Below are 11,863 nucleotides of genomic sequence, written 5' to 3'. Positions count from 1 at the left end.
GGGCCCGCACACGTTCCCGTTCGGAGAGTGCTGGAGCGTGTGGCCGGTATGTCCGATGTCCAGCCTCTGCGCGTCTTCCCGGTTCTGCTGCCGATGTGGGCCGTGGAGATCCGGACCGTGGTCCTCGACGCACAGCCCTACGAGGTGTTCGACCAGTATGTCTCGCGTGCCGTCGCGGGAGCGGGACTTCGGGAACCGGCGCGCCTCGCCGCGTTCTTCGGCGTCGAGGTCGGCCTGATCGAGCGGGCCGTGCGATACCTGGAGTCCGTCGGTCACCTGCGCGGCGACGGTGCCGGGGTGGTGCTCACCGAACTCGGCCGGCGGTCGGTCGCGGACGGGTGCCGGTACGTCCTCAAGGAGGATCGGCAGGTCGTCTACCTGGACGGGTTCACCTGTGCGCCGCTGCCGAAGAGCCATTACGCGGGGACGGAATGGTGTGACGAGCCTTCGCTGCGGCTGGCCGACCGGACCTCGTTCCATCCGGTGACGGCGTCGCCGGCCTTCCGGGTCGGTGCGATTCAGGAGCTGGCGGACCGGCCCGACCGGGAGCGGTTCAACCTGCCCGGGGCGCTCACCGAGGTGGAACCGCTCGAGGTGCGCCAGGCCTGGTTGCCGGCCTACATCGTCGAATGTGTGTCCGGGCTTCTGGTCTTCATCAAAGCCGTCGACGGGCCGGACCGTCACCTCGGGACGATCGTGACGCCGTACCTGACCGAGGTTCTGGCCGCCGAGCCGCGGGTCGATGACGTGGAGGTGTGGCGGAACTGGCTGGAGGCCAAGGGCTTCCCGGACGCCCGGATCCGGCGGATGCCCAACCGGGTGCTGCGGGCCGGGCTGCCGGCGGCTGCCTTCGGTCAGGCGATGCGGTGGGCGCAGCTTGGGTCCTTCGAGGTTCGGCAGCAGACGTTCATGCAGCTCTGGTGTGCGGACGCGGCGGCACGGCAGCACGCCGTGCTGGTGCGGGCGGCGGCGATCGCCGGGGCCGGCGGCGTGCGCCGTCGTGCCGAGGTGGAACAACGGCTGGCCGACCTGGCGGGGCAGCTGGAGGTGACGGTTCCCGGGTGGGACGACCTGTACCGGTACGCGGAGAAGATGGACGATCGTGCCCTGCTCGACCGCCTCGATGTCCTCGCCCCTGGATGACCGGTGGAGTTGAACCCGTCGTCGGCGCCCGGGGTACTCAGGATTGAGACAGTTCGAAGTGGTGTGGGTCGCCGAGACGGGGATGACCGATGTTCGATGACCGCTTGGAGGCTCTTGCCAGCCTGAGAGACGACGGTGAGGCGCTGCTGCGACGGGCGCAGGCCGCTGTGGCAGCGCCCGGCGTACCGGGAGCGGATGCAACCGGCTCGGTGACGGTGACGTTGGACGAGTACGGCCGTGTCGCGACGGTGCACGTGGCGAGCCGCTGGCGAGCGGAACTGGCGGACGGACAGTTGGGCGAGGCTGTCGTCGAAGCAGTCCGCGACGCCTCGGAGCGGCGCCTTATCGCATGGGGTGACGCGTACGCCGAGCCTGCCACACCCGCATCGGTGACCTCGACGAGTGCGTTCCGTCAGCGGCTGGACTCGATCAGCTCCGCGCGGCTGTCCGATGCCGAACGGGAGGCCGCTCTGGTGGCACTGCTCGAGGTGGTCGAGTCGATGGAGCGGGGCCTCGACGAGGTCTTCGGCAAACTCGATCAGACTTTGGGCGCGACTCACGTGGGGCACAGCCCATACCGCGAGGTGGCCGTGGAAGTGACCGGTGGTGGCGACGTCACCACCGTGTGGTGCAACCGGGTGTGGCTGCGTGACGCCCATGAGGCGAACCTCGCCCGGCAGCTGACCGCGGCCTTTCGGGCGGCGTACGAAATGGTTTCCTTGCATGGGGTGCAGCGGTTGATCGCCGACGGTCCGTTGGGCGAGGCGCAGCGGGCGTTGCAGGATCCGTTCGGGCTCGCCCGCCGGTTCGGGATGGTCGGCCGATGACGCTGCGGGCCGCGCTGGACGCGCTGCACCGGGACGCGGCCTCGTGGGAGCAGGTCGCGTCGGTGACCCGGCAGGCCGCGGACGAGGCGAGCCGGTTGAACCTGGGAGCGGGGGAGCTGTCCTGGGCGTCGCTGCCGACCGGCCTGCTGGACACCTACACCGAACTTCAGATGAAGGTCGTGGCGTTGCTGGAGGAGGCGAGCGAGGTGTACAGCGGGTTGAGCGCGAAGCTCGACAAGGTCGCCTACGAGTACGAGACGAACGACGAACGCGCCGCACGACGACTTGAGGGAGCGTGGGAAGTCCGTGAGTAGCACCGAAGCCGTCCTGCTCGAACGCATCAACTCGACCATCAGTCGCATCGACGGCAAGACTGTCGAGCTGCAGAACTCGATCAACGACAAGATGGGCTTCCTTCCCGCACCCGTGCAGGCCCGGGTTCGGCAGGGCTGGGACGAGTTCTGCGCGTTTATGGGGCGCATCTGGGACAACCTGGTTGCGATGCTGTCCAACATGGGTTCGCTGTCGGCATTGTCGACGACCGCGCAAGCCTGGAGCGACCGGGTGGGGGTGCCGGTCAGTGGTCAGGTGCAGGCCGCCGACGCCGGGTTGCTCACCGTCGACGACAACTGGGACGGGGATGCCGCGGACGCGTACCGGCAGATGCTGCCGTCGCAGAAAGCGGCGCTGGAGAAGGTCAAGACGGTCCTCACCGATGGCCTTGCAACCGCGTTGGACCTGGTGCACAACGGGGTCTTTCTGTTCTGGACCGGGTTGGCCGGGGCGCTGGTCGCCCTGGCGGTCGGCATCGTCGGTGCGCTCGCCTCCAGCGCCACGATCTTCGGGGTGCCCGCGGCGCCGTTCATTGCGGCCGGTGCGGCGGTGACCGCCTCGGTGGCGTTGATCATCGGCGGCGAGACGCTCAAGCGGACCTGTACGTCGGCCAACACCACGCTGCGGCAGAAATTCGACGACACCGGCTTCTTTCGGGGGCACTGGCCGCCGGCGGGCACGGCGTGACGGCCGCACGGACCGAGCGGCCCAGCAACGTGCTGCTCGCCGTCATGAGCGCGGTGGTGGCATTCGCTGACGGCGTGCTCGCAGTACTCGGCGCCACGGCGTGGCTGGGCTACCGGGACGGTGGGTTCAGCGGTGCGGAGGCCGCGCCGTTCATCGTGATGGGCGTGTCGGCCGCGGTCGGCGGTGTGCTCGCACTGCTCGCGATGATCGCGTTTCTGCGCGGTCGGCGCGGCCAGGGTCTTGCTCGTGCCTTGGTCAATCTCGCGTGGTTGCGGCTGGGAGCGGTGGTCATCGCGTTGGCAGTAGTCGCGCTTACCCACAGCGCCGCAACGGTCGCCGTGTTCTCGATGTTCGGCATCGCCGTGGCCGTGGGCGACGCCGTCGGCGGGCTCATTGTCACCGGTGCGGCGCTACGCCGGACCCGCGATAGATGATCCGATCATCGCCGCGGCCGGCACCATCCTGAAACGTATGCCGTACGAACCTTGTCACCGTGCGGTGCGGAGGAGCCGTCCGCGCCGCCCCTGCGGTAGAGGTACGCCGAGGATGATCTCCATGCATGGTTGGTCTCGGGGACCTGGCCCCAGGGCCAGGAATGCTTACGTGTCGGCCTGCTGGTCGATCGCCGCCTCGTAGAAGGCGTCCGCGAGCGCCATGATGACGGCGCTGATACTAGGGCCGTCGCTGAAGAAGTAGTCGGCCATGGTGTTGTGGGCCCCCTGGTTGTCGACGACCGCCTCGGTGACAGCCGCTTGGAAGTCCTGCGATTCCATGAACTGCTTCTTCGAGTTCACCTTGGCCTGGTTGACCAGGTCCGGGTAGGCGAGCAGCCGCAGCACCAGTCCCTGCACGAACTCGCGGATCTGAGACGCGGAGAACGACTCGGCACCGAAGAGGTCGTTCATCTTGTCGATGACGACCTGTAGTGCGACGTACTTCGGCTCCTTTCGGGCACCGGTGCCTGCGGCGCCGATACCCTTGAGTTCGCCATCGCCGGTCAGCGAGATGTCGACCGCCACGCCCTTGTGGTGCTTGACCCCGACCAGGACCACGTCGGAGAGGTCGACCTCCGCAGCCCAGGAGGAGTCTGCGATGACCTTCTCCAGGAGTCGGAGGAAGATCGACAACTCCTCCATGTACGGGTCGCCGTAGTCGACGATCTGGCTCATGAAGTCGTAGAGCCGGACGTAGGTGGAGACGTCTTTGCGGAACAGGTCGAGGGTGTTGAGGGTGACCTTGTCGTCGGCCTCGATCGCCCCCGCGTAGCGGCGGCCGAACTCGTTCTTGGCCGGGCTGATCGCAGCCGAGAGCGCGTTGTTGCCCTTCCTGGTGACCCACAGTTCGGCGACCTTGCGCACCTGCTCCGGCGTGTAGATCGCGGCCTGGGCGAGCTTGTTGGCGAGGTGGGCGACGATGTAGAGGTCGGTCTCGGTCTCCAGGGTGGCATTGGTGAAGTACGGCTCGAACGCAGACCGGACGTCCTCCGGCTTGTTCACGAAGTCGATGACGAATGTCTTACGTTTCTGCTCCCCGCCCGCAGTGCGGTGGGTGCGATTGAGCCGGGAAAGCGTCTGAACGGCAGCCACCCCGGAGAGCTTCTTGTCGACGTACATGGCCGAGAGCAGCGGCTGGTCGAACCCTGTCTGGAACTTGTTGGCGACCAGCATGATTTGGTACGTCGTGCCCTTGAACGCGGCGGCCAGGTCCGAGCCGGCACCGGGGTTCAGGTTGGCCTCGGTGAACTCGTCGTCCTTACTCGGCTGCGGCCCCCAGTCCGAAGCCCACTTCTCGTCCTCGGCCATGGTCACCGAGCCGGAGAAGGCGACCAGAGTGCGGTAGTTGTACGAGGGGTCAATGGTGGCCCGCTTGGCGATATAGGCATCTATCGCCTTCTTGTACTTCACTGCGGCCTTGCGTGAATCGGTTACCACCATCGCCTTCGCCTTACCCTCCAGCAGGTAGGCGACGTTGGCGTGGAAGTGCTCAACGATGATCTGCACCTTCTGGCTGATGTTGGTCGGGTGCAGCTTCACCCACCGCATCAGCCCTTTGCGCGCTGCAGACTCCTCCACCTCGCCACCGTCGCCGCTCTCAGCCTTGCCGGCGATCTTCAGCGCGGTGTCGTAGGACTGGTAGCCCCTGAGCACGTCGAGGATGTAGCCCTCTTCGATCGCCTGCCGCATCGAATAGAGGTGGAACTCGACCGGCTTCCCGTCCGGACCCTTGCGGCCGAAGAGATCCAGGGTCTTGTTCTTCGGTGTTGCAGTGAACGCGAAGTAGGAGATGTTCTTGGACTCGGCGCGCTCGGTCATCTCCGAGGCCAGAATCGCCTCGACGTCGACCTCGCCGCCCTCCTCGATCTCTTTGATCTCCTCCGCGGTGAGTACAGCCTTGAGTTTGGAGGAGATCTGGCCGGACTGTGAGGAATGCGCCTCGTCGGCGATCACCGCGAACCGCTTGCCCTTCAGACCCTTGTCCGCCCGGATCTCGTCAAGGGCGAACGGGAAGGTCTGCACCGTCACCGCGATGATCAGCTCCCCGTTCTTCAGCGCGGTCGCCAGCAGCCCGGACTTCGACTTCGCTCCCGCTTTGCGAACGTCCTCCGGGCTGATCGTGGTTACGATCTTCCCTGACCCGTCGATTTGCCGGATTGCCTCCTGGAGCTGCCCGTCAAGGACGGTGCGGTCCACGACAACAATCACCGAGTCGAAGACCTTCTCGTTGTTCACATGCAGCCGCGCCAGCCGGTGTGCGGTCCAGGCGATGGTGTTCGTCTTTCCCGACCCAGCCGAGTGCTCGATCAGGTAGCGATAGCCCACCCCCTCCTCGCGCACTGCGGCCACGATGTTCGTCAGGGCCTCCCACTGATGGAACCGAGGGAAGAGCATGCTTGTACGCCGCACCGAGGTACCGGTGGCGACGTCCCACTCCTCCTTGGTCTCCACGATCATCAGCCGGCCGATGATGTTGAGCCAGGCGTCCTTCTCCCAAACCCGTTCCCACAGGTACGCCGTCGCCGACCGGCCGTCCTCACCGGGAGGATTCCCCGCGCCCTTCTCGTGGCCCATGTTGAACGGCAGGAAGTGCGTCTTCTCGCCCTCCAACTTGGTGGTCATCGCGGCCAGGTCGTTGGAGACCGCGAAGTGCACCAGTGCCCGGTGCCCAAACGACAACAGCGGCTCCGGCCGCCCGTTGGTCAGCGGATGCCGGTTCTTGCGGTACTGGTTGATCGCCTCATCGAGAGACTGGGTGAAATCGGTCTTCAACTCGACGGTGGCGACCGGGAGCCCGTTGACGAAGAACACGAGATCGATGCTGCGCTGGTCGGCGGTGGAGAAATGAACCTGCCGCATCACCCGCACCCGCATCGCGGCGTACTGCTCGTTGGTGGTCGCGTTCAGACTGGTCTCAGGCCGGAACTGCGCCATCTTCAACCGGCCACCACCGATGTACTGCACCCCGTTACGCAGGATGTTCAGCGTCCCGCCACCATGCTCGAGAGGCTTGTCGAGCGCTGTGGTCAACACGTCGAGGAACTTCGCCTGCGACCCCGCGGCCCTCAATGCCTTCTCGTACGCCGGCTTCTGGGTCTCCTCCAGCCAGGCGAACAGGTCCTCGGGGAAGAGCGCTCGCTCGCGGTCGTAGCCGGTGTCACTCGCCGAATAGAGCCACCCGTGGGACTCCAGGTACGCGCAGATCTCGGACTCAAAGACGACTTCGTTGTGATCGGCCATCAAGCCATCTCCTGTACATCGATCTGCCCCGTCACCGCCGCCGTGATCAGTGCAGCTCGCCGCTCACGCGATAGTTCAACGAACCGCTCCGACTCTGCGATCAGCAGGTCAATCTTCGAGGTCTGTTCGGCCAGGTACGCAGCGATCTGTCGCTGTTCGTCGATATCGTCGGGTGCAGAAACCCGGAGTCCCATCAGGGCTCCAGCGGTCAACTTGGGCTGCGTCGCCCCAGAAACGACGGTGGTGACGTCGAGAGCCTCCAGTCTTTGGGCCCAGAAGTCGACGTCGCCTTCGCCCCGAGGGCGAAGGACGTGGGCGTGGTTGTTTACCCAATAGCGCCCTTTGGCAGCGAAGGATATAGGTGTAGAGCGCATCAGGAGATTGGCGCCGTCCTCAGAGACCAACACGAGCGGTTCATCGAACAAGTAGCCGTCGACATGGTCGATCACTCCGGACGCTCCGTAGTAGTCGAAGTCACCGCGACGGTCGGCACGCTCCTCGCCGCTCAGCGGGATGCGCTGACCGTCGAGACTCTCCATCCAGTGTCGGACGGACTTGACGGTCCAATGCTGCGGGACCAGACCGACTAGATCGTCACCACTGTCGCGGAGTTCGACGGCCCCGTCCACACCGAAGCAGACAGCGCGGGTCACAAGTGCCTGACGGCGTTCGCGGAGCATATCGATCAGGCGCTGCTGCTCATCGATGAGCGTGTCGATGCGGGCGGTCTCGCGGTCGAGGTAGTCAGCGATGGTGCGCTGCTGCTCGGCTGCGGGCAGGGAAATCTCGATCGTCTTCATCTCGTCCCAATACAAGCGCCACTGGGACGGGCGGATGCCCGTGGAACGGAGGGCGTACTGGTCGATCAGGGCACGTGAGCGGAGCAGACTGTGGAGGAACCGGCGATCATACTCGAGGGTAGTTGGCCGAAGTACCTCATAGTCAGGGCTGACGATGCCCTGATGCTCAGAGATCCCGAGCGAGCCCTGCCATGCCTTCATCCGATTTACGACGAGGTCGCCGGGCTGCACGAGCTGGTAGTTGCTCAGATTCTCGGGTGTGCGATTAAAGTTATCAGTGCGGCTGTCCTTTGGGATAACGCCGTGGTCGCGGTACACGCTGAGGACCATCGCCTTTTCGTGGCCGCGATCGGAGACCGGCTGGAACAGCCAGCCGATACGGGTTGGCGTCCACGGTTCAGACAGAGCCGTTCTACTCACTTCTCGACCTCCCGCAGCAAGTCGAGAATCTTGGCGGCCTGTTTGTCCAAGTCGGCGTCAATCTCGGCGAGGGGGCGGGGCGGGACGTACTTGTAGAAGTGGCGGGTGAAGGGGATCTCGTAGCCGGTTTTGACCTTTGTCCAGTCAATCCAAGCGTCGGGGACGTGCGGCTTCACCTCGGCATCGAAGTATGCCTGGATGACCTCGACCTTGCTTTCCCTACCGATCGTCGAGCCGCCATAGGTGAACGGGACGTTTTCGGTGTCGCGCTTCTTCGGGTCCGGCTTGGGTTTGCCCTTGCGGTCGAGCACCGGCTTCCCGGCCTCGTCCAGCAGCGGACGCTCGACGGTGATGGTCCAGTAGCCGAACTCGTCGTCGCGGAGAACCTTGGAGCAATCCGGGTCGGCGTCGGTGAAGTCGGAGTACAACTTAACCACCTTGGCGCGGTCGGCGTCGCTGATTTCGCGGCCCTTGGAGCCGAGGTTCTTCCGCATCCTGGTCCAGAATGACGTGCCATCGATGAGCTGGACTAGGCCCTTGCGGTCGGGGTGCTTGGTGTTGTCGAGAATCCAGATGTAGGTGGCGATGCTCGTGTTGAAGAACATATTGGTCGGCAATGCGACGATCGCATCGACCAGGTCGTTTTCAAGCAACCACTTGCGAATATTGGAGGGGCCGGACTCGGCGGCGCCATTGAAGAGCGGCGAGCCGTTCATCACGATGCCGACTCGGCCGCCACCGTCCTCCGGCGCCCGCATCTTGTGGGCCAGGTGGAGCAGAAAGAGCATCTGTCCATCTGAGGTCGACGGGAGGCCGGGGGCGAACCGGCCGTAGGGGCCGGCGGAGTCGCGTTCGGCGGTGACCTTCTTGGCGTACTGCTTCCAGTCGACGCCATACGGCGGGTTGGACATGCAGAAGTCGAACTGGCGGCCCTTGAACGCGTCGTCGGTGAGGGTGTTGCCGGAGGCGATGTTGGTCGCGTCGTGGCCCTTGGCCAGTAGGTCGGACTTGCAGATCGCGTACGACTGTGGGTTGTACTCCTGGCCGTACAGGCTCAGTTTCGCCTCGGGGTTCTGCGCAAGCAGGTGTTCTTCGGCCAGGGAGAGCATGCCGCCGGTGCCCGCGGTGGGGTCGTACAGCGAGCGGACGATGTTGGCCTCGGTGAGATCGGCGTCCCTCTCGGCGAAGAGAAGGTCAACCAGCAGCCGGATCGCGTCCCGCGGGGTGTAGTGGTCACCGGAGGTCTCGTTCGCGGCCTCGTTGAACTTACGGATGATGTACTCGAACGCGTCACCCATGTCGGCGTTGGAGACGACGTCCGGATGCAGGTCGACGGCCTTGAAGGACGTGATGACCTCGCGAAGCAGTTCCGCCTTCTCCAGAGCGAGAATCTCCTTCTTGAACTCGAAGTTCTGGAACACGTCGACATCGGGCGAGAACCGGTCGATGTAGTCGGCCAGGTTGTCCGCCAGCCCATCGGCGTCTTGCAGCAGGTTGGCGAAGGAGTAGTTCGAGGTGTTGTAGAACGGCCGGCCGGTCGCCTTCTTGACCTCGAGCTTGAGCCGGTTGGGGTTGTCGTACTTCGCCGCTAGCGCCCGCACCGTCTCCCGGTCGGGCTCAAGGATGCAGTCGAGGCGTCGCAGGATTGTGAGCGGGAGGATCACGTTGCCGTACTGGTTGGGGCGGTAGGGGCCCCGAAGCTGGTCGGCGATCGACCAGATGAAACTACCGAGGGCGCTCACAAGACTCCTTACGAGGATCGTTCGACGACAGATGCTGGATATTCAGCGCGGGCCTATACGTGCCGTCCGAGCAGGTGGCGACGCATAGTGTCTAGCAGCCGGTGGGTCCACGAGAACATCATCGCGACTGTCCACACCCGCGTGTCATGAGGTCCTATCCCACGAATGTCGGCTCCGGAGTGATCACGTCGAGGGGTGTGCCTGCGCTTTGGGCGTTGCGGCGGATGACGAACTGCCGCAACGCGTCAATGGAGGTGAAGATCTGGTAGCCGAGTTCATTGAGCCGGCTCAGCTCGCTGCCAGCATCGAGTTCGAGAACGACGGGATCTCCCAAGCCGGGCTGTAGGCCCTCCGGCCACAGTGCCTCAGCCGTGATCAGCGCTCGGCCGGTTTCGGGATCGACGATCTCGGAGTCCAGCTCGGGCGTAGCACACCCGAGACCGGTGAGTTCGGCTACCAGCTGTTCCACCTGGCGTTCCTGATCATCGAAGTCCTCCTCTCCAAGGAGGGCCAGCCTTCCAAGCGGTTCGACCGCGGCCGTGGCTCCGTCACGCAGTTCGGCAAGGAAGGTGTTCGCCGCGGTTGCGAGTAGCTTTCGGCGAGCGGCCAGGAAACTCAGGTAGTTCTCCGGCTTCCAGAGATCGGGGTCGAGAGGAATCCACTGCGATGCCAGGGCGCCCGGATGCTTCTGCTCGACCTCGACGAAGTACTCCTTCGGCGAACGCTTCCCGATCTTCAGGTTGGTCTGCTGGGTCAGGAAGCAGAAGTTGGCGACGGCGTTGACGTCGGCGCGCCGGTAGTCGTATTTGTACAGGAGCGCCTTCGGGAAGATGTGATGCACCTGCAAGGAGGTGAGGTGACCAAGCATCTCGCTCTTGAGCGGAAGACCGGTCCCGAGATCACGGGCGCCGAGGACGCGGGTCAGCAGGTACAGCAGTGGATAGAAGCGAGACCCGCGGCCGAAGCCCTCGAAATCCTGACCATCGATCGTGAGGTTGCCGCCGCGCCGGCGGATCAGACTGTTGATAAGCCCATCGATGCCGTTGCCGTTGAGCGTCTCGTAGTCCTGGGTCAGTGCGGTCTCGGTAGCGCTGGCATACCGGCCCCACAGCGCTGAGTGGATGTACCAGAAGAGCATCCTGTCGCGTTCAGCACCGTCGGTGAAGTTGCCACCGTTGAGGTGCAGGAACCGGGAGACTACGGGAAAGGCGCCGCGCCCCATCAGCACTCGGTTGTGATCCAACCCGAGCCTGCCCGAGAGCGTGTCGAGAAAGCCGCTGATGTATCGAGTTGATGAGGTGAGGGCAGATTCGAAGTCCGCAGAGGGGACGTTCTCCAGGGCGTCGAATGTGGCCCGGCCTGTTGCCACCGCGTTGATGTTGCGCAACAGCCAGTCGAGGTTGAAGTCGTAGCCGGCCTTCTTCCAGGTGCCCAGCGACTCCCGCATGGCGCCGCGAGCTTCGGGCCAGTCTGCGCAGATCTTGGCCAGGGCGAGGTCACCCTTGGAGAGCTTCGTACCGCCGGAGTTGACCCGGTTGAAGATGTCTACGACAGCCTCGACGCCCATCCCCGGGCCAGTGATCTTCTCCTGGTGAAAGTCGCGTTCGAGGATGCTGTGCAATTTGGTGAGTCTTGTCAGATATTCGGCTAGGTGTGGCATCAGTGCCGGATCGGAGTTCAAGGCAGTGATCTGCGGCGCGAGCCCGTGGAGGAAGAGCGCAGTTACATCCACCCAGCGCGGGTCATCGCGCATCTTCGCCGGAGCGTAGAACTCGAATGTCTGTTCTTCGACGTTGAATCGGAGACCGGTGAACGCCGCTGCGTCACCCTCGAAGAATGCCGGAGGGCGACCCCGAACCACCCCGTAGAGGGACGTGATGCGCTGCTGGCCGTCGAGCAGCAGCAACTTGACGCCGGCAGCGACTTGGCCCGTACCGCGAACCGATCCGGGGTCCGCCTCGGTCTCCCATACGAGCAGCGCACCTACTGGATAGCCGAGATAGAGCGACCGCATCAATCCACGTACCTGATCACGATTCCAGACATATCCTCGCTGGAACTCGGGGAGCAGCATCGTGCCGCTGTCGATCTGATCCAGAATGGTGGTGAGCTTGCTCATCTCTCTCCGCTCGGGGGTCGCGTCGTCGGTAGAGGAACCGTAGTCGTAGCGAACTCGG

At 64.5% G+C, this 11,863-nt stretch carries 9 protein-coding genes; 5 read left to right on the top strand and 4 right to left on the bottom strand.

Translation table 11 applies throughout. The annotated features are described in order from the left end of the window. Positions 1–48: 48 nt before the first annotated feature. The 5 genes from BJ964_RS46305 (at position 49) to BJ964_RS46285 (ending at position 3,424) form a co-directional block, all read left to right on the top strand. Positions 49–1,143: a hypothetical protein gene (locus tag BJ964_RS46305; protein ID WP_188126597.1), complete on the top strand. Its 1,095-nt coding sequence runs from the start codon at positions 49–51 to the stop codon at positions 1,141–1,143. Positions 1,144–1,232: 89 nt separating this feature from the next. Then, entirely contained in the window at positions 1,233–1,970 is a 738-nt protein-coding gene (locus BJ964_RS46300; protein WP_188126596.1) for a hypothetical protein, read from the top strand. Continuing rightward, entirely contained in the window at positions 1,967–2,284 is a 318-nt protein-coding gene (locus BJ964_RS46295; protein ID WP_188126595.1) for a hypothetical protein, read from the top strand. The genes BJ964_RS46300 and BJ964_RS46295 overlap by 4 nt, the downstream gene beginning before the upstream one ends. Further along, positions 2,277–2,990: a WXG100 family type VII secretion target gene (locus BJ964_RS46290; protein ID WP_188126594.1), complete on the top strand. Its 714-nt coding sequence runs from the start codon at positions 2,277–2,279 to the stop codon at positions 2,988–2,990. Before BJ964_RS46295 ends, BJ964_RS46290 begins: the two co-directional genes overlap by 8 nt. After that, positions 2,987–3,424: a hypothetical protein gene (locus BJ964_RS46285; protein ID WP_188126593.1), complete on the top strand. Its 438-nt coding sequence runs from the start codon at positions 2,987–2,989 to the stop codon at positions 3,422–3,424. Before BJ964_RS46290 ends, BJ964_RS46285 begins: the two co-directional genes overlap by 4 nt. 165 nt (positions 3,425–3,589) lie before the next feature. Here BJ964_RS46285 and BJ964_RS46280 read toward each other — a convergent pair whose 3' ends face one another. The 4 genes from BJ964_RS46280 to BJ964_RS46265 form a co-directional block, all read right to left on the bottom strand. After that, positions 3,590–6,724: a type I restriction endonuclease subunit R gene (locus BJ964_RS46280; RefSeq protein WP_188126592.1), complete on the bottom strand. Its 3,135-nt coding sequence runs from the start codon at positions 6,722–6,724 to the stop codon at positions 3,590–3,592. Then, on the bottom strand, positions 6,724–7,944 hold the full coding sequence (locus BJ964_RS49435) for a restriction endonuclease subunit S (protein WP_188126591.1): 1,221 nt from the start codon (positions 7,942–7,944) through the stop codon (positions 6,724–6,726). Before BJ964_RS49435 ends, BJ964_RS46280 begins: the two co-directional genes overlap by 1 nt. Continuing rightward, on the bottom strand, positions 7,941–9,686 hold the full coding sequence (locus tag BJ964_RS46270) for a type I restriction-modification system subunit M (RefSeq protein WP_188126590.1): 1,746 nt from the start codon (positions 9,684–9,686) through the stop codon (positions 7,941–7,943). The genes BJ964_RS49435 and BJ964_RS46270 overlap by 4 nt, the downstream gene beginning before the upstream one ends. A 154-nt stretch (positions 9,687–9,840) precedes the next feature. Next, entirely contained in the window at positions 9,841–11,805 is a 1,965-nt protein-coding gene (locus BJ964_RS46265) for a GmrSD restriction endonuclease domain-containing protein (protein ID WP_188126589.1), read from the bottom strand. Positions 11,806–11,863 lie beyond the last annotated feature (58 nt).

The sequence above is a fragment of the Actinoplanes lobatus genome, assembly GCF_014205215.1.
Taxonomy (GTDB): Bacteria; Actinomycetota; Actinomycetes; order Mycobacteriales; family Micromonosporaceae; genus Actinoplanes; species Actinoplanes lobatus.
This window is presented reverse-complemented; position numbering and strand designations above follow the sequence as displayed.